Consider the following 22,012-nt stretch of genomic DNA (forward strand, 5'->3'; position numbering starts at 1 on the left):
GGCGCAATCATTGGGCGAATATTATCCCCTTCTTTGCTTTCCCTCCTGAGATTCGCAGGGCGATTTACACCACCAATGCGATTGAGTCAATGAATAGCAGTTTAATGAATAGCAGTTTGCGGAAGGTGATTAAATCTCAACAGATTTTCCCCTCTGATGAGGCTGCTTTTAAGCTGGTCTATTTGGCGATGCGGAATATTTCTAAGAAATGGACAAGGCTCGATTCGTGATTGGAAACCCGCCCTCAATCGCTTTGCTATCCTCTTTGAGGATCGTCTCCACTTCTAGCTCCTAGACTTTACACAATCTACTTGACAGTCTCCATAATTGTACTGAGGTTTTTAATAGGGTCTGTAAACTTAGAGTAATCTTTTGCAAACTTTTGCCTGAAACTTCTAAGATTTTTTCTATGTTGGCATAATTCATATTCTCCTCAAACGACTCGCTTAATTTCTCAAACAAACTCTAATGGTGAGAAGGAGGTTAAAGCAGATAGGATTGAAAAGTACAATATATGGCAATATAGGGATTAGAACCTATTTAAGAATTAGATAATACTTAAAAATCTTGTTTAAAGATTTAGGGGCAAAAACTACAATTCTTAAATGAGTTCTTAACGACAATCTGCATAAAATTATTGCCTACAATCTAACTTGTGCCACTGGATATAAATCGTTTGCAACAAGCCTTGAGTATCGAGGCTGAGAAAGGCTTTTCCAACTTACAGGGAAAGCAATTTTTGTTTGCAGATTTTTTGAATGTGAGCTTAAAAGAAATTCCTGAAGACTGGGAAATGAGCGATCGCCTCCAAGCGCAAACCCTTGCTAAACAATATGCTCAATATAGTGATTTACCCCTATCACGCAGACAACATCTAGTTGCCGAAACTCGTCGCTTGCTCTACGAAGTACGTCGCCGTGAAATAGCAGAAACCAACGCTGCCCCCAAGATCAAGAAACCCAAGACTGAGGCTATCTCCGCTACAGAACCCAAAGCCGCCAAAAAAATATTGCCTGATACCGAGTTGAAAAACCTCGAAGGTATTGGCTCATTTATGGCAACAAAGTTTAAGCTCCTCGATTTGCATACGGTGCGCGATGTTCTCAGTTATTATCCTCGCGATCATATTGACTACGCGCGCCAGATTCCCATTCGTGAACTTAAAGATGGTGATACGGTTACCGTAATCGGCACAATTAAGAAATTTGGCTGTTTTACTAGTCCTAAAAATCCCAATCTTACGATTGTGGAAATTATTTTACGTGACCATACGGGGCAGATAAAACTTAGCCGATTCTGGACTGGCAAACGCTACTCCAATCGTGGATGGCAAGAATCACAGAAAAAACTTTATCCGCAAGGCTGTACAGTTGCGGCCTCAGGGGTGGTCAAACAGAGCAAATATGGTTTGACTTTAGAGAATTATGAAGTGGAAGTTCTCGAACATACGCAAGATACAATCCAGTCCAAAACTGTCGGTCGCGTCGTGCCAGTTTATCCGCTTACAGAAGGCATCACACCCGAAGCCATCCGTCGCCTTGTGGCGCAATGTTTACCCGCCGTATCACAGATTTCCGATCCGATGCCTGATCGCTTTCTTAATGATTACAAAATGATGCCTTTGGCACAGGCGATCGCCCAAGTCCATTATCCAGATACCAGCGAAACTCTAGAACAAGCCGTAATTCGGTTAACCTTCGATAAATATTTCTATCGTCGCCTTGTTTCTCTCTATCGCCGTCAACAGCAGAAAGCAATTCATTTTGTACCCCAAAGTCAAGCGATCGTCCAACTCGAAAAAATCCTTCCTTTTGAATTAACAAATGCTCAAAAGCGTGTGGTTGCCGAAATTCGGGCTGATCTGCAAGGTCAAACACCGATGAACCGTTTAGTGCAAGGCGATGTCGGCTCAGGTAAAACGATTGTGGCGGTATATGCATTGTTAACAGCGATCGAGGCTGGCTACCAAACAGCGCTGATGGCTCCGACGGAGGTACTCACCGAGCAGCATTATCGCAAGATTGTGGAATGGTTTATGCAGCTAAATCTGCCTGTGGAAATTTTGACTGGTTCCACAAAAACAGCAAAACGCCGTGAAACTTTGCGTCAATTGGAAACAGGCGAATTACCCTTGGTAATTGGAACCCATGCCTTGATTCAAGATGGCGTAAATTTTGCGCGTCTAGGACTAGCCGTAATTGACGAGCAACATCGGTTTGGCAGAGATCAGAGATCGCGGCTTTTGCAAAAAGGCAATGACCCCCATGTATTGATCATGACTGCCACACCCATTCCGCGCACTCTCTATCTCACTAACTCCGAAATCGAAGTCAGCATCATCGATGAGCTTCCCCCCGGACGTAAACCGATTCAAACTGTCTTACTGAAACCTTCGCAACGCAAAGATGCTTATGATTTAATTCGGCGTGAAATAGCTCAAGATCGTCAGGCTTATATTGTCTTTCCTCTGGTGGAAGAGTCTGAGAAAATGGAAGATATTAAGGCAGCAACCCAAGAACGGGAGCATCTGCAAAATGTAGTTTTTCCTAACTTCCAAATTGGCTTACTACATGGTCAAATGTCTTCGGCAGAAAAAGATGAGGCGATTAATACTTTTCGGAGAGGTGAAACCCAAATTCTGGTAGCGACTACGGTGATTGAAGTCGGTGTAGATATTCCCAATGCTTCAGTCATGCTCATCGAACATGCCGATCGCTTTGGTCTTGCCCAGCTTCACCAGTTACGCGGGAGAGTTGGGCGTGGCGCGGCGCAGTCCTATTGTCTATTACTAAGCGGCTCTAAATCTCAGACATCGCAAGAGCGCTTACAAGTTCTTGAACAGTCACAGGATGGCTTTTTTATTGCTGAGCGTGATTTCCAGATGCGCGGCAAGGGCAAAGATGAAGGGACAGAACAATCTGGTCATGCAGGTTTCTCGATTGAGGATCGTTTGCCTGATGAAGCGGCACGTCAAGAGATTTTCCAAATAGCCCGTGAAGCGGCGGAAAGAATTATTAAAAAAGATGCCACATTGGAGCATTTCCCAGCCTTAAAAGCAGAATTTGAGATGCATTATCTACGTTTGCAGGGTGGAGCAATTTTCACATAAAAAATGACTTGATTCAAAGTTTTTGACCAGACTTTTACAACGATCCATCCAAGCATTGGAACGTTCCACAATCCAACGCATAGGAATGACCACAAACCCAGATATACCCAAAGTCTTTTTCTCCTGCTTCGACTCGGTGCAGCCTTAAACCTAATCTTGGTCATAATCTGCGGATAAATCTCCTCTAAGGCAGGGATTAACTTGTCAGGATGGTAGCCATGATCAACCATGACTGTTATTTTGGGAATATTCGCAGGTTTAGATTTAAAGTAGTCGATATTTTGAGCAACCATTTCAATCAAAGCCTTGTCATCGGACAGAATGGCCTTCGTACAAAGGGTAAAGAAGAGACTTAGAACTTTGACTTATACCAAAGGCCGTTGGCAACAATTCTGGTCTAAAATCAATCGCTATGGTTTCTCTCTAATTCCTACATCAAATTTTGGTCACACCCTTCTTGGTTTGTTTGCTTGGTAATTGCTGTAAACCCCATATAAAGAGAGGCGGCACTTCGTGCCGCCTCTCTTTATATGGGGTTTATTGGCTTAAAAAACTTAATATTTCACCCAATATCCAATCCATTTCTTCTTTTTCCATCAAAATTGAATCAAAACTATGTTGCTTTTCTCCTCTCCAAATCGAATAATGCGTACTTTTTTGACCATTTTTTGACACGGTATCAACAATACCAATGCGCGTAATTTCTGAGTTATAGCCACGCTCACGACCCACACGAATTCCCCATAAATACCATGCAATCTCAAAAGTTTGGCGATTCACTTCAATTAAAATATTGCCAATCAGCGCGTAGCCAAATAACAAAGCACACATCAAAAACATCATTCCCACCACAAATGCTGCAAAGCCCAAAGGAATTTGAGAGATCAGTCCAAGGGTATTCAGGTAAGGCAAAATAAATTTATCTAAACCCCAATAAATAAGAATTGCTAGACCTCCAAAGAACAATGTGAGAGGACGAAAACCAAGACTAGGAATTTTAAAGGTGAGGCGATCGCTTGTTCTTTCGTAATGAATTCTTGTATCTAGAGGCTTGAGTTTTTGTGCTTTTTCGACTTCTCCTGACGCTTTTAACGAGGCAATGTAATTATTCACCAGTTGATAGTTAGTACCCCTACCTTCCAACGCTTCCAATGCTATACGTGCAGAATTAAAGCGATCTTCAGTTGCAGGTTCGACCATATTTGCTAACCAATCAGCAAATGCTGATGAAACATTAGTACAGGCGCGGACATCAATTTTCATGCGGTTTTGGGGCAGTTCCGATGGGAGTCTCTGAGTGAGCAGAAATAGTAAGGTTGCGCCTAGTCCATACAAATCTGATGCACAAGTTGCCTGTCCGCGAAATTGCTCAGGAGCCATATAGCCATAGGTTCCGACAAAGGTACTCCCCCCTGAGATCGTATGGCGATAAGCGTCTTGGACTGCGCCAAAATCCACAAGGGCGATCGTTCCATTGGGACGACGAATTAAATTCTGGGGCTTAATATCGCGATGCACAACGGGCGGCGATAGTTCGTGCAAATAGCAAAGTACAGTTAAAATTTGTGTAGCAATTTCTTTAACTTCTGCTTCTGTCATCCGTTCACCCTGCTGAGCGATCGCCGCCAATGATTCGCCTTCAATCAATTCTTGAACTAGATAAAATCGGCGATCGCTGTCCAAATCAATATGAAAATAATCAAGATACTTAGGAATCTGGGGATGATCGAGACTAGCTAAAACCTTAGCTTCCCGTTCAAATAATTCAATCACTTTCCATTGACTAGCTTGATGTAAAGACAATACTTTCATTGCTACAGATTGGTTACTCAGTTGATCTATTGCTGCATAGGTGGTCGCCATTCCACCCTGCCCTAGTACGGCGATGATGCTGTAGCGATCGCGAACAATATCACCAATCTGATGCAGTTCTTCTATCATCTTTTTTAAGTCACCGTTTTAAGTGGAACTACACAATAAATTATGCTCTACAAAGTCTACTCTTGCTTAAACAATTGTATCGCTATTTTCGTCAACCCCTTAGATAAGGAGTACGATCAGTTTCAGTACATTTCACTGTAGTGCTAAAAAGGCAAGGATAGGCGGCGCTTTGTGCCGCCTATCCCCATACAAGCTATTATGACAATCTATTTCTACACAACCAATCAAGCTTATTCAGAGTTCTCAAACTTTGCTCCCTTTGGCATTGAGTTAGATGGTCAATGGTGGCGAACTACCGAACATTATTTTCAGGCTCAAAAATTTTTAGATACGGCGTATCAAGAAAAAATACGTCAGGCTCCCGATCCTAAAACAGCCGCAAATTTGGGTCGCAGTCGCTCAGTTCCACTGCGCGAAGATTGGGAAGATATTAAAGACGATGTGACGCGTAGGGCTGTTCTCAAGAAGTTCCAAACTCATGCCCAATTAAAATCGCTGTTGATTTCTACAGGTAATGAGGAAATTGTGGAAAATGCTCCAGGAGATTACTATTGGGGCTGTGGAGCCGATGGCTCTGGGAAAAATATCTAGGCAAAATTTTGCAAGAAGTCCGCGCTCAAATCCAAAATACAACTAATACGGATCAAAATTAATTTGATCACATTCTTTCTGATCTAACTATCTATTTGCAAAGTTTCTCTACTTTTGCCTGTAAGCCGCTACTCAATATTCATGCTCTGATTATTTCTTCATTAGGTAACGAGTAAATATATACAGCGCTTTGCACTCAAACCCAAACCACAGAATATTTTTGAAAGCGTTGCTTTGCAACGCTTTCAAAAATATTCTATGGTTCGTTTGATCGGTAATTGCTGTAGGAGAATAGAAACAGCCATGAGATAAGCGCAACGATGTTTGGGCAAAAGCTAAGTAGATGGGCATAATTAATTACAAAACCAAACCCGTAAAGTTGCGCCCCTGCGGGGTGCAACTTTACGGGTTTGGTTTTGTAATTATTAGAATAAAATCAGGGTAATCTTTCGCCAATTTGGGTGAGATTAACTGCATAGCCACCTGTGACTAGATAAACAGCACCAGCGATCGCCCCAATTTTGCGACTCAGACCACCAAGGCGATCGCGAAATATTCTCCCTAACTTATATTCTGGAACGATTCCCCAGCCAACTTCTTCAGACACAAATATAATATCCACTGCACATACTTGAATCGCTTCTAACAATTCATTCTCAATCTTTATCCACGACTCTTCGCTCTCTTCTAAAAGATTTGCTAACCAAGTTCCAAGGGAATCCACCAGAACATAAGCAGAATCACTATTGATCTCTAAAATACTTTTGGCTAGTTCAATGGGAACTTCTAGGGTTTGCCAATTTTCAGGACGGCGATCGCTATGTTTCTGTAAACGTGCTTCCCATTCTGCATCATCGGGATAACGAGTTGCTGTGGCGATATAAATTACATTTTTTTGCGATCGCATGGCTAGATGTTCTGCCCATTCACTTTTGCCTGAGCGAGTTGCGCCCGTTACTAAACTAATCATGATCACGGATTATATGGATTGAAAGATTTCGCAGATTTTACAGCGCTATGTGCTGCGGATGAGTCTATGGATTACAAAAAATTAAAATCTGTGCAATCCCATAATCCGTCTAATCAGTGATCCTGACGAATTGCTATACTATTATGATATCGCTCATTGTAAGATTCCATCATGACTCAAGCGATCGTTGCTACATCTGAAACTGCAAACAATTCCATTGCTACGGAAGTATCTATCCCCAAGCCAGAAGAGCAAATGCTTTGGACTAGTGCTGACTTAGAACTGATGCCCGACAACGACAGCCGTTATGAAATTATTAATGGAGAACTTTACGTGACCAGATCGCCTCATAATAAGCATCAAAAAACTTGTGGTAGATTTTTTACTGTTTTGGATATTTGGTCACGGGCAACAAATTTGGGTGAGGCAGAGATTGGAGCAGGATTAATCTTTGGTAACAATGATGATGTCATTCCCGATGTGATCTGGATGAGTAAGGAGAAATATGCAGATTTAATCGATGACACGGGATATTTTCGCGGTGCGCCTGAACTGGTGATCGAGGTGCTATCGGCGGGAACTGATGATGAAAAACGCGATCGCCAAGTTAAGTTGAAGCTTTATTCAAATCATGGGGTATTGGAATATTGGATTGCAGATTGGCGAGCCAAGCAAATGCAAGTTTATCGGCGTGAGAATGGTGTACTCAAACTAGCGATGACTTTATTTGAAACTGATACGCTCACCTCGCCACTTTTGCCAGAGTTTTCTTGTCTAATATCCCAGATTTTTGCATAGTATAGGCGGCGCGAAGTGCCGCCTATAGATCTTTAAAGATGTTTGAATAGCCCTCTAGATAAAAAATATGAAAAAAGTTTTGTACGGTATAGCAGCGATCGCCCTTAGTTTTAGTTCTAACTTTATTACAGTTAACTCCGTCCAAGCTCTTGAAGAAGGTATTTATTGGGGAGGTGGTTCCCGCTATATCAGTATTTTTAAACAGGCTAATCCCACAAGTGAGAGCGATCGCTATTGTTATAGTGGCTCCTCATCCAATGGCGTAATGATTGCTTCACTCAAGCTCAAGATTCCTCGCTATCAAACAGGGATTGATTATGAAGTTTATACATTGCAAGGCGTAAATAATCTTGCCATTCAGCAATATGCTTTCAAAAGAGATCAGATTACCTTCGGTAAATTGGTGGGACGCTTTGTGCGTGATGGCTTGGTGTATAAGCGAGATGGTGATGTAAGCACAGAGAGATCGCCTGAACTGCAAGAATGCCTCACTTCTACCAAGCCATATTTCAAACAAATTTTATCAGGACGCGATCGGCGTTAAAGCATGATGGTTACTCAACTTGCCAAGAAAACTTACCCCGTTGATGAATATCTAGTGTACACAGTTTAATGTAAAGAAAAAGCCGTTTGCTTACCTTTTGTATCGTAATCAATCAAATCATTCAGGAAATAGAACAGTCGCTTGTAACAGTGAGAAAAGAAGACTGGATAGTTAAATAGTTAACTGAATTCTGTTGATGTGCTTTTTCTTAATCAATTTATTGAGAAAAACACTGTGAATATACAAGGTAAAGCAAAGGACTAAATATGTCTGAGATTAAAAATAAAGTAGTAGTTATCACAGGAGCCAGCAGTGGGCTAGGTGAAGCGATCGCTATTGATGCTGATGCAATTGCCCATGCGATCCGCCTTTGCGATCGAGCAGCCTAGTGATGTTGATGTGAATGCAATGATTATCCGTCCAACCAAACAGGATCTTTAAATTCAAGATATCTCACCATACACAGTATTTCATCACGGTTTTATACCAAGTTAAAAAATGTCTACCTACGCCATTTATTAACTTAAAAATCCTTACTGGGTTTAGTTTTTAATTTACAAAAGTGTTGTCACACTTTCGCGAATTGATATTAGCCAGATAAACCAACTTTTTTTAGGAGTTCTATCAACATGACAAGTCTTTGCTAGTTTAGTTTGAAGCTTTAGTCAAGGCATTTAAATAACGCTATTCTAAGCGATCGTCGAATTCATGTTAGTTGAAAAAATCAAAGTAATCAAAGGATTCAAAATGAAAATATTAATGGTGCTAACCTCCCACGATAGGCTTGGTAATACGGGTAAAAAAACTGGTTTCTGGCTTGAAGAATTCGCCGCCCCCTACTACAGGTTTAAAGACGCAGGTGCGATCGTTACCCTAGTATCACCGCTTGGTGGTCAGCCGCCACTCGATCCTAAGAGCGATACCCCAGATTCCCAGACTAAAGACACGCAACGCTTCAAGGCAGATTCCGCAACCCAGTCCGCGCTCGCACACACACTTAAATTAAGCGAGGTTGCCGCTGGCGATTTTGATGCTGTATTTTACCCTGGCGGTCATGGCCCTCTCTGGGACTTAGTTGAAGACAAATCCTCCATCGATCTTATCGAGTTCATGCTAGCCGCAGGTAAACCAGTCGCCCTTGTTTGTCATGCTCCTGGCATACTCCGTTATGTTAAGGGTCTCGACAGCTCTCCCATTGTCCAAGGTAAGGCAGTCACAGGCTTTACCAATACAGAGGAGCAAGCAGCTGGATTAACCGAAATTGTTCCATTTCTAGTTGAAGACATGCTCCGAACGAATGGTGGGAATTATTCAAAAGTAGCTGACTGGCAGCCCCATGTTGTTAAAGATGGACTACTAATTACTGGGCAAAATCCCGCATCTTCTGCACCAGCCGCGAAGGAGCTACTGGAACAGCTCAGTCTGCTTGCTAGTGCCTAGAATAAGTTTATCCAAACAAATAATCCAAATAATCAGGAGAAAAACCAATGCAAACGAATGCCTACGCTGCCCAAAATGCCATAACTCCCCTTGCGCCCTTTAGCTTTGAACGCCGCGATCTTGGCAATGATGATGTGCAGATCGAAATTCTCTATTGCGGCGTGTGTCACTCCGATTTGCACACCGTCCGTGGCGACTGGGGCCCTGCTACCTACCCCTGCGTCCCCGGTCACGAAATCGTTGGTCGAGTCCTAAAAGTTGGCAAAGATGTCAACAAGTTTAAGGAAGGCGATACGGTTGGGGTGGGTTGTATGGTCGATTCCTGCCGTACCTGTGCCAACTGCAAGGACAATCTAGAGCAGTTCTGCGAAAAAGGTGTGACTTTTACTTATAACTCTCCCGACAAACATACTGGCGGAACCACCTACGGTGGATACTCCGAAAACATTGTAGTGGACAAAGAATTTGTACTGAAAATTCCAGAGAATTTGGATCTTGCGGCAACTGCTCCATTGCTGTGCGCGGGGATTACGACTTATTCGCCCTTGCGCTATCACAATGTAACCGAGGGTCAGAAAGTGGGCGTGGTGGGACTCGGTGGGCTAGGACATATGGGGGTGAAATTGGCGAAGGCTCTCGGTGCTCATGTCGTGGTTTTCACTACTTCACCAAGCAAAGTTGAAGATGCGCTGCGACTCGGAGCAGATGAAGTCGTCAATTCTAAAAATGCAGACGAGATGCAGAAACACCTAAATAGTTTCCACTTCATTCTCGATACCGTGTCTGCAAAGCATGATATCAACGCTTACCTTCTGATGTTGAGACGGGACGGAAACCTCACTCAAGTCGGAGTTCCACCCGAGCCGCTTTTGCTTTCGGTGGGTAGCCTGATTTTTGGTCGGCGCAGTCTCAGTGGCTCTCTGATTGGCGGTATTAAAGAAACCCAAGAGATGCTGGATTTTTGTGGTAAGCACAACGTTACTGCCGATATCGAACTTATCCCCATCCAAAACATCAATGAAGCCTACGATCGCCTCGTGAAAAGCGACGTGAAATATCGCTTCGTGATTGATATGGCTTCATTAAAACAGACTGCATAAGCGATCGCTAGTTCAGTTTGAAGCTTTATTCTTAATCGCAAATAAATGCTTAAATTCAAAGGAGAAAATGTATGACAAACCCACAATCGCATCCATTAAAAGGTGCAGATTCAACCGACGACGCTGAGAATGATGCCTATCGAGCCGAAGTAAATGGTGATGAAGCCGTTGGCGGTAGCACCGCAGTTCCCGATCGCAATGACATGGAAGAAATGGCGAAAGCAGTAGGGATTGAAGTAGATGATGACACACCCCTTGCTACTGAAGAAATGCTCCTAAAGCGCGATCGCGATCGCTGGGAACTAGATCCCGCATCGGCTGATTAAACATTACAGCTATTTTCGATCAAACGAACCACAAGAATAAATTTGAAAGCGTTGCGAAGCAACGCTTTCAAATTTATTCTTGGTTCGGGTTTGAGCGCTTTGCGCTGTAAATCTTGCTTAAACGAATCATTAGGAAAAAAATTATGACAGATATCATGAGCCGCGAAATTCAATTAGTTTCGCGTCCCAACGGGATGCCAACCGCAGCGAACTTTGCGATCGCTACAACCAAATTAGAACCACTGCAAGAAGGACAAGTACTTGTTCGCAATCTCTATATGTCCGTCGATCCCTATATGCGTGGTCGCATGAGCGACAGGAAATCTTACGTTCCGCCCTTTGCGCTAGGCAAGCCACTTGACGGCGGAGCAGTCGGAGAAGTGATCGAGTCCCATGCTAAGGAATTTAAGCAGGGAGATGTTGTCATTTCCAGTTTGGGCTGGCGAGAATACTTTATCGCTGCACCGAAAGCGTTGCATCTGGTCAGTCCAGACATCCAACCCCTTTCAGTTTATCTTGGCGCATTGGGTATGACGGGTATGACCGCTTGGGCTGGATTGAATTTAGTAGAAGTCAAAGATGGTGACGTGATTTTTATTTCGGGAGCAGCAGGCGCAGTGGGCAGTATTGCTGGACAACTTGCCAAATTGCGTGGATGTCGGGTGATTGGAACAGCAGGCTCTGCGGAAAAGGTCAAATTTTTACAGGAAGAATGTGGATTTGATATCGCATTCAATTACAAGACTGCGCCCATCATTGAACAATTAAACCAAGCAGTTCCCGATGGCATTGATGTCTATTTCGATAATGTCGGTGGTGAAACTCTGGAAGCTGCCCTCTCCGTGTTACGCACCTATGGCAGGATCATCGCTTGTGGCGGGATCTCTGGCTATAACGAAGAAAGTCCACAGGCAGGCCCTTCTAATCTTTTTAATATGATCACTAAACGCCTGACGATGAAAGGACTAATCGTTAGTGACTTCCTTGATCTTCAGGACAAATTTGAACAAGAAGTTGGCAGTTATTTCCGAGATGGAAAACTGAAGAATAAAGAAACCGTAGTGGTAGGCATCGATCAAGCCGTGAGCGCATTTATCGGACTCTTTGCTGGTAAAAATATTGGCAAGATGGTCGTTAAGTTAGATTAGGGATCAGGATTGGGTGAAGGTTTATATCTTATTCAATCAATTCATTCAGGAAATCAAGCGATCGCATGTCACAGTAGCTCTATCAACTGATTCCCTAAGTGTTTTCGATGCCTAAAGCAAAATTGACAGACAAAGAGATTACAACTGCGATCGCAAAACTACCTGAGTGGAAAGTATTTAGTTAAATAGAACTTTCAAATTTGATAGCTTTGTTGATGCTTTTACCTTTATGACTAAGGTCACTTTTGCTGTTGATGAAATGGATCATCATCCCGAATTATTCAATGTCTACAATCGTGTAGTAATCGATCTAGCTACCCATGATGTAAATGGAATAAGCAATTTTAAATCAAGGATATTTGACATGGTGTTACAACACAAAAATGCGATCGGTATATTTCCCGATCGCCAAAGTATTGAGTCAGCGATCGCGCAACTCAGAGAGACTGAATTTCCCATGAATCAAGTTTCGGTAGTTGTCGAGCATCTTAATTCAGAAGACCCAACCATAGGCGGTTTAATTGAGCCAGTCGTGCAGTCTGAAAAACAGTTTGCTCGCGATCGCACCAGTACTCAAATCGGACATGGCGCTTTAGATGCTGGCGTTTTAGGAACTGTTGTCGGTGGGGTCGTTGCAGGACTCTCCACCCTAGCATTTCCCGCAGGTGGTGGTGCGGTTTTATTGGTGGGAATGGCAACGGGAGCCTTCTATGGAACTTTATCGGGCGGATTGCTAGGAGGTGCGATCGGTGCTGGTATTTCAGAGGAACAGTCTAAACATTACAGCGATCTTTTGGCGCAAGGAAATTACTTAGTAGCGATAGAAGGAACTGATACTGAAATCGATCACGCTGAGTCAGTGCTGAAAACTGAAAATATTCAAGATTGGATAACTTTTGACAAGTTCTAATATTATAGCAATGTAAGTTTTGCGTAGGACATAGAACCAAAAAGATGAGTGGCGGCGCGAAGCGCCGCCACTCATCTTTTTGGTTCTAGCTGTCTCTTGCGTTGCTATAGATTTTAATTTTAGAACTATGCTAGAAGTGAGAGGCTTTTAAATTTTTCTAACATTTGAGACTACAGCTATATTCAAACCAAAGTAATTCTTGTCAAGATTTATCAGATTTTTAGTACAATTCATTCAATTTATAGGTTAAAGGCGTATGATAACAATTCGTGTAAAGCTATATTACGAAAGGATTAAGATGTAGATATCTGAATCTAATGAAATAATCCAGATCTAGGAAGTTATTATGAATAACTCTAGACTCTATAGGTATTTCAGAGAGATAAAACATGAATAAAACAGTCCATAAGGTTGGGTTTTGGTCAGGATTTATTGCATTTTTTTCAACAGTTGCATTTGTTATTGTTCAGATGTTACAGCTTTTTGATGTTCTCAGTTATCCATTGGATGAGATTTTAATTTATGGATTTTCTCTTTGTATAGTCATACCTTTTTTGCTGGAAATGCTGGCACTTCACTATATAGCTCCAACTGAGAAAAAGTTTTGGAGTCATGCGGCTCTTATCTTTACAGTCTTGTATGTAGCATTCGTTACTGCTAATTATGTTGTTCAACTAGCAACGGTAATTCCGATGACACTTCAAGGAACTTCAGACGAGATTCTTATTCTCAGACAAACTCCGCACTCCCTCTTTTGGGACTTTGATGCAATTGGATACATATTTATGGGATTCGCAACCTTATTTGCTATTCCTATATTTGAGAAGCAGGGATTTCAAAGGTGGGTCAGATACTCTTTCTTAGTTCATAGTCTTGTTACACCTTTGATTGTATTTGTTTATTTCTATCCAAACTTTACGGAGAAGCTACTTCTTATTGCAATTCCTTGGGGAATTACAGCACCCTTATTAATGTTACTACTTGCCATTATGTTCAAGAAAGATTCTGAAGTAAGTACTCAAACACCTTGAAGATAGAAGATTAATATGGAAAACAAGGTAACAGAAAATAAATCACCAATCAAATTCTTCTTGTTAGTTTTGTTGCTATCAATTCCTTTTTGGATACTGGGTGCTGTAACTAGGGATTTGACTCAAACACTTCCTATAAAACTTCCAATAAGCGCATTAATGACTTTTTGTCCTTTATTAGCAGCCGCAATTCTTGTTTATAAAGAACAACAAATTCAGAGAGTTAAGGAACTCTTAAAACTATCTTTCGACTTTCAAAAATCAAAGACAAAAAATGGTGCATACCTGTAGTTTTGCTCATGCCCACCATAGCAGCACTTTCTTATTTGTACTTGAAGATGACAGGTGAAATACTGTCAGAACCTCCAATACCTTTTCTGTTAGTTATTATTTTTTTCCTTGTTTATTTTATTGGTACGATCGCTGAAGAATTGGGTTGGAGTGGTTATGTTACCGGCCCAATACCAATAAAAGTGTTTTTGCGCTGATTCTCTTTCATGCCATGATTAATATAAGCCCGTATCTAATCCCCAGCAATGGTTCGCACTATGATCCATTTATCTTTGCTGTTTTATTAGCTATGACAGCGATCGCCATAACTTGGTTATGGGGAACAGAAACTCTTAGTAAATATAGATTCTCTCAACGAGTTCTGTGATTTTAGTTCTATTCATTCAGTTCCATTTTGTAGCGTATTCTATCAATTCATTCATAAAATTAAGCGATCGCCTTCAGTAAACCTTTAGAAAATGTATTGTTGAAGCGATCGCTTATAGCAGATAGATTGTTGATACGATCGCGCTTGAATTAAAGTAGAATCTACGGCAAATTTTCCCTCAATAAAATAATTAAACTACCATTGCTATAAGACTAAAAGTTATGTCTCTCTGCGAACATTAAAATTCATCTGTTTTATGTTTTCTGCTCACCTCGTCCAAGCTTGTTTTTCTGCAATTGATTTGGTTGTCTAGACCGATTTTTGCCCGCAATGCGGAGAAGTCGAAGAAATTTTGGGCATTCAAAATGGTTTGGCGCTTTGCAAACCGCTGCGTGACGAAGCCCATCACGCATTGAGGTCAGTTCCTTGATTTTCTTATCCAACTCCTCTGCTTTAGCTGAAAGTAGTGCAATATTAATTTCAACGCCTTCAGGGGTAAACATTTCGGCGATCTCATCTAGAGAGAAACCAGCATTTCGTCCCAAAGCTATTAAAGCCAGCCGATCTATAACATCTTCACTGAATTGACGACGTAGACCACTTCGACTATTGGACTGAATCAGCCCTTTCTCTTCGTAAAAGCGTAGCGTTGAGGCGGGCAATCCTGATGCCTTTGCAACTTCAGATATATCCATCATGTCACTTTGAAATTAACACTTGACTTCAAGTTAACTTGAACTTGTATTGTAGCCTCATACAAGATTTTATGAGCTAAAAACTATGCTAAATATTGAATGGATATTGTTATACATCGCGTTGGGCGGATTTGTCGGTTTTATGGGAGGCTTGCTCGGTGTTGGTGGTGGTGGAATCTTGGTTCCTCTCCTAGCATCACTTCTTGTTTACCAAGGTATCGGTGGAGATGAAGTCGTCCATTTGTCCTTAGGAACGTCATTGATGTGCATGATCATTTCTTCAATCGCAAGTATTCGCGCACATGCGTCTCGAAAGGCTGTAGTGTGGAAAGTTGTTAGCGGCATGGCTCCCGGAATTATTCTAGGCGCTTTACTAACTACCCAAGTCGCGGCAAACCTCAAATCAGCTTATATTGCGATTTTCATGGCACTTTTCATGGCGCTTGTAGCAGTGCAAATGTTTGTTAATTGGAAACCGAAACCTAGCTTGAAACCAATTACATTTCGCGGATTACTGACAGTTGGAGTTGCGATCGGATCGATATCTGCACTAGCCGCAGTGGGAGGCGGTTTTCTGACAGTTACCTACTTGAGCTATAAGAATATCGTCATGAAAAAAGCTGTTGGCACTTCAGCCGCAATTGGACTTCCGATCGCTATTTCAGGAACGATTGGCTACATGATTAGCGGCTGGTCTAAGACATTGAGCGCTCCCTATACTATTGGATTCATTTACTTACCAGCATTTTTGGCAATATCGATTGCCAGCTCTATTGCTGCTCCTTATGGTGCTCGTTGCTCACATCGTTTGCCCGAAGCTTATTTGAAAAAGATATTTGCAGTTATCTCACTTATCTTAAGCTTAATGATGCTACGCTCATTTGTTAAATTTTGAACTAGAAGTATGAGTATTTATTCTATTTCTAGCCGAGATTAGGTAAGTAAAAATGATTAGCTTTGTTGAGTTCGGAGAAGTTTTAGGTGATCGCAAAGACCAATAATTATTAAGTGATCACCTAAAAATCGCGACTCACAGTTATAGCGATTACCTTGAGGAGATAGATTGTGATGCGATCGCACTTGACTTATTGCAGAATTCACTGTCTATTCTGTCGCGATCGTACATATCCGCTATGGTGGCGGGGAAATAATGCTCTCTAGCTAACAGTATGTCTTCGGCGCAACGGGTGAGGTCGGTTTTGTTTTGTTCGGTGAGGGAGGGGACGGGGAAGGTGTTCCAGCCGAGGGTGTTGGAGTAAGAGAATCGCATTTCTAGCCGCACGCAAACTGTACCGATCCAGACCCAATGCAGGCGAGAGGCGATAAGTGCCATGTTCCAGAGTGGGGCATCGTAGAGAGCAAAACACTTATTTGATACAACACTCTCTCTATTCAAAAATTCAATTGGCAAGTATTCTCGATTTTCAGAAGAAACAACTGGGAACGCAAAAAATCTATTAGTTGCGCTGTTCATTTCTCGGAACTGATGAGGTCGCTTAAACATACCATTTGAGATTACATCTTTCAACAATGAAGGTAAGCATTTCTAGCTACTAAATTAAAAATAAGATGTTCTGAAAGTCCATAGTAATTACCTTTGACCATATTTGAAATCGATGAAAGTGGTTTATTAGTAGAAGCTACCCAAAAGTCATCATGGGGCAACAAATATGCATTTATATTTGATTTGCTGATCTGAATATCTCCATCAAATATTATCAGACTTCCTGTGGTATAACCTGCGCCAACAATCACAACAGTTACTCCAGCATCATTTCTCGCCAAATTACTCCACTTAAACGCTCTGACTGCAAAAGTAAATTTCAAACCTTTTTCAAAAAGAGATTTCCAAAAATTTGAAACGTGCTGACCTTGGGCAATACTGTTAGTTGCTACAAATGCAAAGTGGGTTTTAGTATGTTGGGAATATTCAAAAGCCTTAAAGAACCAACCACATACATAGTCTAATAAGCCCCACTTATCGACTTCTCGATTTAAAAGGGGCTGCAAATCTTCCTTCTGTTCAGTAGTCTTTTTTGCGTTTCCCTTATATGGCGGATTCCCACAAATATAAGTTTCACCACCCTCATTCACAAAATCAATCTCAGCCTCATCCCGCGTCTCTTGCCACAAATCCAAATCCTCACGCTGCACCGTCACCCCCTTCCCCGTTGGCGGACACAGACTCAACCAATCCAACCGCAACGCATTCCCACAAGTAATCCAATTATCACTCTTTAACGGCAAAAACTCCGCCAGTGACAACATTTACCGCAATACAACTGATACTCCGCAATAATCAACGCCAACAGCGCCACCTCCACTGCAAAATGGCGAATCTCAATCCCCGAAAATTGGTTAACGGAATATCTGACTTGCGATCCGCCTCACCCCGCCGCCGATTGATTTCCGCCTCAAGCGATCGCATCTCCTTATACGCAATCACCAAAAAATTCCCCGACCCACAAGCAGGATCAAACACCCGAATCTTCGCCAACGGTTGCCGCAAATTTAACAACTTCCGCCCATTGTCCCCCGCCGCCTCAAGCTGAGTGCGCAGATCATCAAGAAACAACGGATTCAGCACCTTCAGGATATTCGGCACACTCGTATAGTGCATCCCCAACGCCCCGCGCTCCTGTAATGGTATCGCCATCGCCCGAAGCAACTCCGCCAAAACCTCATGGGTGTTTTCACCATCACTCATCTGCGCGATCGCCTGCGTAAACAACCCATCCCCCATGAAAAATATTCGTATCCCCCGCAAAAAAAGCAGAAAATCAACCGCGCCATAAAGTGATTAAAATCTTCAAGGCGATCGCCCTTGTCCTAATTAGGATTATCCTTCAACAACTCCACATAAAGCCGATTCAGCCGCCCCGTCGCCTTAATATCAAAGGCATTTTCGCGAATTTGCTTAACCGTCGTAATCCCTGTCAAGGGCAAGAAAAAGCCAAAATGATCCGCAAAGTCTGAATATGCACAGGCGATCGTCTCCCCATCCACCGGATTTTCCGCCTCAAAGTCCAAACCATCGGTCGCCAGAATAAACTTCGCCTTGTGTTAGTCGTGGCTGAACTTTTCCGCAACGCCGTCAACGTCGCCCCCACCTCACCCAACTCACATACCTTCAGATGAATATTATTGCGTTGCAGCACCCCACCAACCAATTCAATTTCGACTGCATTCATAAGTAGAAAGGCTTAATTATTTGTAGGATGCGTTAATGCATCTATTGGGCAAAGATGATGGGTTACGCGATCGCTAACACATCCTACATTTAATTCCAACAACCTACTTACGTTAACTAGATTTCCATAGGGCAAGTCCGCCGATAAGTCCTAAATCATTGGAAACGATCGCGACTTTATCCATCAAATTTGGTAGCAAATTTAAGGTAACTAAGCGAGCATTGCCACCACCGATATAAAGTTTGTCGTAATTAAATAATTTATAGAGCGTGCCGATCGCCTCTAGCAATCGGATATTCCACAATTCCGCACCAATTTGATCTAGAGATGCTTGTCCTAAACAGTCTTCGTAGGTTTCACTGCCAACAAAAATATGCTGACCTAGTTCCAGATTTGGTAATAGCTTGCCATTAAAAAATAGTGATGATCCAAACCCAGTACCTAAAGTAATTACTAACTCTACGCCCTTCCCCGCGATCGCCCCGCATCCCTGCACATCGGCATCATTAGCAATCCTGATCGGTTTACCCAGTTGGCTGTGCAGTACTTCCTCCAAAGGAAATCCATCCCAATCAGCATGTAAATTAATTGCGCCCCTTGTCACCCCATGCTCGACCACACTAGGAAACCCAATGGAAATACGATCATATTCTCCCTGTTTGGCGATTAAGTCGATTAGGGTCGCTACAATAATATCTGGGGTAGCAGGATGGGGAGTATAAATAAGCGATCGCCTTGAGATTGGAGTACCATCATCTTGCAAGATGATCGCTTTGATACTACTTCCACCCACATCAATCGCTAATGTTAAAAAACTCACAGGAATAGACTTCTCGTATTAGATAATAGGTTAATGAGGTTGCGAGCGCTTTGCGCCCACAACTAATAGAATTGATTAAAGCAAGTTTTTGATGAAGTTAGCAAAATAGGGGTTAAAAATATGGTTGCAGCCTTAATGCTAAGAGCATCTTCAGATATCCTTAGCAAAGCACAAGAAGAACTCACCCTTAGAGGATACACGCCTTTACAGTTGGCGAGTGAGCTTAGTTTGGCTGTGCAACTAGTCGAGAATTTCTTGAATGGAGAAATAGTCGATCGCAATACCTACGATTTAGTTTGTGGAAAGCTAAACATTTCGATAAACCCCGTGCAGGATCTATCGATAGAAAAGTCGATAGAAAACATAGAAACCTCAAATCTTCAACCCCCTAATGCATCTACTAACAGCATTGTTACAGTTAATAATGCTGTACCAATCGCCAACTCAAATAATAATCTAACTATAGAGAAAACTTCTCAAAGTTCAAGTGATAGCTTACCTAAAAGTGTTGAATTTGGACTTGACAAATCATTACAAACAATTCGTAAAAATATCTCGTCTGCGTTGGTCCGTCAATGCGATCGCCTCAGAATAATTGATCTGAATACTCCACTCTGTTTACATAATTTATATACAGAGACTAATGTTTTTGCTACTTTACCAAGCAGTCAACATCTTGATCTCAATGAAGCTTTTGCAAATGTATCTCCTGAGCAATACGATCGCTTTTATCTAGACAAACTTCATCCGCCCACAATTCCCGCAAATCAAGCTTTAGAAGAATCTAAACAAATTTTGTTGGTTGGCGGTTTAGGCTCAGGAAAGACGACATTACTTAAATATTGGTCAATGGCATGTATCACAGGTAATATTTTGCCTAAATATTTGCCTTTACTTTTGCCTTTGCGATCGCTTGTTTCGTTGCCTGATATTGGTGATCCGCTTTTATGGTTAAAGCAACAACTGATTAATTATGGATTGTCCGATGAATTTTTAGATCCCAAAGTCTTAGATCAATTAGTAAATCAAGGACGCCTATTATTGCTTTGGGACGAGTTAGATGATCTACCAGAAATACATCGTGCAGAAATTGCTCAAAAAATCTTGAGATTTAGCGATCGCTATCCTAAGAATCGCTTCGTAGTTGCCACACGTAATCCGATCTATGGTCATATCTTAGAGTCATTTTCGACAGTAGAAATAGCACCTTTTGAAGAATCACAAATTAGCACATTTGCTAGTAAATGGTTTCAAACTACTTGCTCTGACAAGCCGAAAAAAAATGAAAAATTTCAACAATTACTTGCCACAAATAAACCATTAGCAGAAATAGCCAGTAACCCTCTATTACTAACGCATCTTTGTACTGTCTTTAACAGTTATGAATATCTTAAACCTAACTTTTATCAAGAAATACTAAATCTCCTATTGACCAAATGGGAGCAGACTAAATGCTTGTCTAGTTTTCCAAATCAAGCATTATCAACTTCTCAAAAACTAGACTTACTTTCCTATGTAGCGATCGTGTCGCTTGATCGCCATGGTTATGTGTGGCAAAACAATCAACTTGAGGATGACTTTCAGGACTGTATTGCAGCCAGTCACAACTTATCCAAGTTGGCAATTAATTATGATCAGATTTTTCAGATTTTCAAGTGGCAACATAGCTTATTGATTGAATGTGCGAAAGGAATTTATGCCCTCACCCATACGACATTGCATGATTATCTTGCCGCCTATCGAATTGCCAATAGTACGCCTAGTGCTGCTCAAAAATATTTGCTCGAGCGCATATACCTTAAGCGTTGGCATGGTGTGATCGTGATGACCGTTAGTATTTCCCAGCAAGCCGATTACATGTTAAAGATGATGAAACGCAAAATTGATGAATTGGTGAGTCAAGATCCGCAATTGCAGTCATTTCTGACATGGGTTAATCAACAGTCAATTCAGATCCAAACCCCTTACAAAGCCGTGACGATTCGGGCTTTATATTTAGATATTGATTTAGAAAATACGCGATCGCTAGATCGCGCCCGCGCCTTAGATATCGCTCATTCCCGATCCTTAGAACGCGCTCGCAGTAAAGCGTTGGGCAATGAAAATACAATGGAAACAGAGGTGGATATCGACTATACAATTAATCTGGCACTCAATCTGGACTTGGCTTTATATTTTGCTAATCATCCTATTTTAGAGTTGGCTTGCATACTTGAGCCAGATCTCCAAAGAGGCTTACAGTTTTTGCGTCAAAAATTTCCCGATCCTTCTAAAAATCGAGAGACTTTTGCGAAATGGTGGCAAGCTAAGGGTTTAGATTGGTCAAAAAAATTACGGAATTTAATCGTTCAGCACCGTAAAAGTTCGCAAGAATGGCAGTTCAGTGACAATCAGCTTAACGTGTTGCGAATATATCATGATGCTAACAAGCTTTTGATCGAGTGCTTGAATAATGCTGAATATGTCAGCCCCTTAGTCAAGAGTCAAATCGAGTCTACATTGTTACTGCCTCAGGGTGAGTACAGCATATTACAGTACTAATACCAACACCCAAAATGGCTACGCCATTTTGGGTGTTGGTATATAGCAATCCTTGACAATCAAAACCCAAAAGAGTAATGGCGGCGCGAAGCGCCGCCATTACTCTTTTGGGTTTGAAGAAACAGCGATGTTTCTTCTTTGGTGGTTTTTTAATCGCGATTGCTATACTTTAATCATTACTTTAAAGAGATAGATATTC

The 22,012-nt window shown here is 41.8% G+C and carries 20 protein-coding genes and 5 pseudogenes; 16 read left to right on the forward strand and 9 right to left on the reverse strand.

Translation table 11 applies throughout. The annotated features are described in order from the left end of the window. Positions 1-288, forward strand: a pseudogene (locus tag B9G53_RS08440) (transposase); the annotation flags it as partial. 367 nt (positions 289-655) lie between these two features. After that, positions 656-3,109, forward strand: coding sequence for an ATP-dependent DNA helicase RecG (recG, locus tag B9G53_RS08445; RefSeq protein WP_094531144.1), 2,454 nt, complete (start codon positions 656-658; stop codon positions 3,107-3,109). On the opposite strand, the pseudogene B9G53_RS28845 reads toward recG, so the two are convergent. Both B9G53_RS28845 and B9G53_RS08455 read right to left on the reverse strand, forming a co-directional pair. Then, positions 3,077-3,432, reverse strand: a pseudogene (locus B9G53_RS28845) (IS5/IS1182 family transposase). The gene recG and the pseudogene B9G53_RS28845 overlap by 33 nt on opposite strands. Before the next feature lie 214 nt (positions 3,433-3,646). Continuing rightward, on the reverse strand, positions 3,647-5,050 hold the full coding sequence (locus tag B9G53_RS08455) for a serine/threonine-protein kinase (protein WP_254923593.1): 1,404 nt from the start codon (positions 5,048-5,050) through the stop codon (positions 3,647-3,649). Between the two features lie 198 nt (positions 5,051-5,248). On the opposite strand from B9G53_RS08455, the pseudogene B9G53_RS08460 reads away from it, so the two are divergent. Then, positions 5,249-5,703, forward strand: a pseudogene (locus B9G53_RS08460) (NADAR family protein). 374 nt (positions 5,704-6,077) lie between these two features. Here the strand turns inward: B9G53_RS08460 and cobU are convergent. Continuing rightward, positions 6,078-6,611, reverse strand: coding sequence for a bifunctional adenosylcobinamide kinase/adenosylcobinamide-phosphate guanylyltransferase (gene cobU / locus B9G53_RS08465; protein WP_094531148.1), 534 nt, complete (start codon positions 6,609-6,611; stop codon positions 6,078-6,080). Positions 6,612-6,782: 171 nt separating this feature from the next. On the opposite strand from cobU, the gene B9G53_RS08470 reads away from it, so the two are divergent. The 11 genes and pseudogenes from B9G53_RS08470 to B9G53_RS27285 all read left to right on the forward strand — a co-directional run bounded on the left by B9G53_RS08470 (position 6,783) and on the right by B9G53_RS27285 (position 14,566). Next, positions 6,783-7,409: a Uma2 family endonuclease gene (locus tag B9G53_RS08470; protein ID WP_094531150.1), complete on the forward strand. Its 627-nt coding sequence runs from the start codon at positions 6,783-6,785 to the stop codon at positions 7,407-7,409. Positions 7,410-7,476: 67 nt separating this feature from the next. Beyond that, complete coding sequence (locus B9G53_RS08475; RefSeq protein ID WP_094531152.1) at positions 7,477-7,953, forward strand: hypothetical protein; 477 nt, start codon at positions 7,477-7,479, stop codon at positions 7,951-7,953. 332 nt (positions 7,954-8,285) lie between these two features. Further along, positions 8,286-8,394, forward strand: a pseudogene (locus B9G53_RS28985) (oxidoreductase); the annotation flags it as partial. Between the two features lie 306 nt (positions 8,395-8,700). Beyond that, the gene (locus tag B9G53_RS08480; protein ID WP_094531288.1) at positions 8,701-9,393 is read left to right on the forward strand and encodes a type 1 glutamine amidotransferase domain-containing protein; all 693 of its coding nucleotides are present in this window, start codon (positions 8,701-8,703) and stop codon (positions 9,391-9,393) included. Positions 9,394-9,440: 47 nt separating this feature from the next. Beyond that, positions 9,441-10,493, forward strand: a complete 1,053-nt coding sequence (locus tag B9G53_RS08485; protein ID WP_094531154.1) for an NAD(P)-dependent alcohol dehydrogenase — start codon at positions 9,441-9,443, stop codon at positions 10,491-10,493. A gap of 71 nt (positions 10,494-10,564) precedes the next feature. Then, on the forward strand, positions 10,565-10,819 hold the full coding sequence (locus tag B9G53_RS08490) for a DUF6335 family protein (RefSeq protein ID WP_094531156.1): 255 nt from the start codon (positions 10,565-10,567) through the stop codon (positions 10,817-10,819). A 143-nt stretch (positions 10,820-10,962) separates the two neighbouring features. After that, a complete protein-coding gene (locus tag B9G53_RS08495; RefSeq protein WP_094531158.1) occupies positions 10,963-11,967 on the forward strand; it encodes an NADP-dependent oxidoreductase in 1,005 nt (334 codons plus the stop codon). Positions 11,968-12,160: 193 nt separating this feature from the next. Further along, a pseudogene (locus tag B9G53_RS08500) lies at positions 12,161-12,877 on the forward strand (4a-hydroxytetrahydrobiopterin dehydratase); the annotation flags it as partial. A gap of 389 nt (positions 12,878-13,266) precedes the next feature. Further along, positions 13,267-13,908 (forward strand): hypothetical protein, encoded by a 642-nt coding sequence (locus B9G53_RS08505; protein ID WP_094531162.1) that lies wholly within the window; start codon positions 13,267-13,269, stop codon positions 13,906-13,908. A gap of 15 nt (positions 13,909-13,923) precedes the next feature. Next, positions 13,924-14,199, forward strand: coding sequence for a hypothetical protein (locus tag B9G53_RS08510; RefSeq protein WP_094531164.1), 276 nt, complete (start codon positions 13,924-13,926; stop codon positions 14,197-14,199). 211 nt (positions 14,200-14,410) lie between these two features. Continuing rightward, entirely contained in the window at positions 14,411-14,566 is a 156-nt protein-coding gene (locus B9G53_RS27285) for a hypothetical protein (protein ID WP_176453151.1), read from the forward strand. Positions 14,567-14,820: 254 nt separating this feature from the next. Here B9G53_RS27285 and B9G53_RS08515 read toward each other — a convergent pair whose 3' ends face one another. Continuing rightward, complete coding sequence (locus tag B9G53_RS08515) at positions 14,821-15,261, reverse strand: helix-turn-helix domain-containing protein (protein ID WP_094531166.1); 441 nt, start codon at positions 15,259-15,261, stop codon at positions 14,821-14,823. A gap of 85 nt (positions 15,262-15,346) precedes the next feature. Here B9G53_RS08515 and B9G53_RS08520 point away from each other — a divergent pair, with 85 nt between their 5' ends. Continuing rightward, complete coding sequence (locus B9G53_RS08520) at positions 15,347-16,156, forward strand: sulfite exporter TauE/SafE family protein (RefSeq protein ID WP_094531168.1); 810 nt, start codon at positions 15,347-15,349, stop codon at positions 16,154-16,156. Between the two features lie 150 nt (positions 16,157-16,306). Here the strand turns inward: B9G53_RS08520 and B9G53_RS28990 are convergent, their stop codons facing one another. The 5 genes from B9G53_RS28990 to B9G53_RS08540 all read right to left on the reverse strand — a co-directional run bounded on the left by B9G53_RS28990 (position 16,307) and on the right by B9G53_RS08540 (position 19,272). Continuing rightward, positions 16,307-16,765, reverse strand: coding sequence for a type IIL restriction-modification enzyme MmeI (locus tag B9G53_RS28990; RefSeq protein WP_369682999.1), 459 nt, complete (start codon positions 16,763-16,765; stop codon positions 16,307-16,309). A gap of 20 nt (positions 16,766-16,785) precedes the next feature. Beyond that, on the reverse strand, positions 16,786-17,529 hold the full coding sequence (locus B9G53_RS08530) for a DNA methyltransferase (protein ID WP_094531170.1): 744 nt from the start codon (positions 17,527-17,529) through the stop codon (positions 16,786-16,788). A gap of 31 nt (positions 17,530-17,560) precedes the next feature. Further along, entirely contained in the window at positions 17,561-18,004 is a 444-nt protein-coding gene (locus B9G53_RS27980) for a DNA methyltransferase (RefSeq protein WP_217901539.1), read from the reverse strand. Between the two features lie 86 nt (positions 18,005-18,090). After that, complete coding sequence (locus B9G53_RS27985; RefSeq protein ID WP_217901540.1) at positions 18,091-18,267, reverse strand: type IIL restriction-modification enzyme MmeI; 177 nt, start codon at positions 18,265-18,267, stop codon at positions 18,091-18,093. A gap of 297 nt (positions 18,268-18,564) precedes the next feature. Then, entirely contained in the window at positions 18,565-19,272 is a 708-nt protein-coding gene (locus B9G53_RS08540) for an ROK family protein (protein WP_094531172.1), read from the reverse strand. A 120-nt stretch (positions 19,273-19,392) separates the two neighbouring features. Between B9G53_RS08540 and B9G53_RS08545 the strand changes: the two genes are divergently transcribed. After that, positions 19,393-21,813 (forward strand): NACHT domain-containing NTPase, encoded by a 2,421-nt coding sequence (locus B9G53_RS08545; RefSeq protein ID WP_094531174.1) that lies wholly within the window; start codon positions 19,393-19,395, stop codon positions 21,811-21,813. The last annotated feature ends 199 nt before the right edge of the window (positions 21,814-22,012 follow it).

It is taken from the genome of Pseudanabaena sp. SR411 (assembly GCF_002251945.1).
GTDB lineage: Bacteria > Cyanobacteriota > Cyanobacteriia > Pseudanabaenales > Pseudanabaenaceae > Pseudanabaena.

What these genes read in the sequence shown, in the direction of transcription:
- B9G53_RS08455 (WP_254923593.1), bottom strand. Translation starts at nt 5,050, where the DNA reads ATGATAGAAGAACTGCATCAGATTGGTGATATTGTTCGCGATCGCTAC.
- cobU (WP_094531148.1), bottom strand. Translation starts at nt 6,611, where the DNA reads ATGATTAGTTTAGTAACGGGCGCAACTCGCTCAGGCAAAAGTGAATGG.
- B9G53_RS08470 (WP_094531150.1), top strand. Translation starts at nt 6,783, where the DNA reads ATGACTCAAGCGATCGTTGCTACATCTGAAACTGCAAACAATTCCATT.
- B9G53_RS08475 (WP_094531152.1), top strand. Translation starts at nt 7,477, where the DNA reads ATGAAAAAAGTTTTGTACGGTATAGCAGCGATCGCCCTTAGTTTTAGT.
- B9G53_RS08480 (WP_094531288.1), top strand. Translation starts at nt 8,701, where the DNA reads ATGAAAATATTAATGGTGCTAACCTCCCACGATAGGCTTGGTAATACG.
- B9G53_RS08485 (WP_094531154.1), top strand. Translation starts at nt 9,441, where the DNA reads ATGCAAACGAATGCCTACGCTGCCCAAAATGCCATAACTCCCCTTGCG.
- B9G53_RS08490 (WP_094531156.1), top strand. Translation starts at nt 10,565, where the DNA reads ATGACAAACCCACAATCGCATCCATTAAAAGGTGCAGATTCAACCGAC.
- B9G53_RS08495 (WP_094531158.1), top strand. Translation starts at nt 10,963, where the DNA reads ATGACAGATATCATGAGCCGCGAAATTCAATTAGTTTCGCGTCCCAAC.
- B9G53_RS08505 (WP_094531162.1), top strand. Translation starts at nt 13,267, where the DNA reads ATGAATAAAACAGTCCATAAGGTTGGGTTTTGGTCAGGATTTATTGCA.
- B9G53_RS08510 (WP_094531164.1), top strand. Translation starts at nt 13,924, where the DNA reads ATGGAAAACAAGGTAACAGAAAATAAATCACCAATCAAATTCTTCTTG.
- B9G53_RS27285 (WP_176453151.1), top strand. Translation starts at nt 14,411, where the DNA reads ATGATTAATATAAGCCCGTATCTAATCCCCAGCAATGGTTCGCACTAT.
- B9G53_RS08515 (WP_094531166.1), bottom strand. Translation starts at nt 15,261, where the DNA reads ATGGATATATCTGAAGTTGCAAAGGCATCAGGATTGCCCGCCTCAACG.
- B9G53_RS08520 (WP_094531168.1), top strand. Translation starts at nt 15,347, where the DNA reads ATGCTAAATATTGAATGGATATTGTTATACATCGCGTTGGGCGGATTT.
- B9G53_RS28990 (WP_369682999.1), bottom strand. Translation starts at nt 16,765, where the DNA reads ATGTTTAAGCGACCTCATCAGTTCCGAGAAATGAACAGCGCAACTAAT.
- B9G53_RS08530 (WP_094531170.1), bottom strand. Translation starts at nt 17,529, where the DNA reads ATGTTGTCACTGGCGGAGTTTTTGCCGTTAAAGAGTGATAATTGGATT.
- B9G53_RS27980 (WP_217901539.1), bottom strand. Translation starts at nt 18,004, where the DNA reads ATGGGGGATGGGTTGTTTACGCAGGCGATCGCGCAGATGAGTGATGGT.
- B9G53_RS08545 (WP_094531174.1), top strand. Translation starts at nt 19,393, where the DNA reads ATGGTTGCAGCCTTAATGCTAAGAGCATCTTCAGATATCCTTAGCAAA.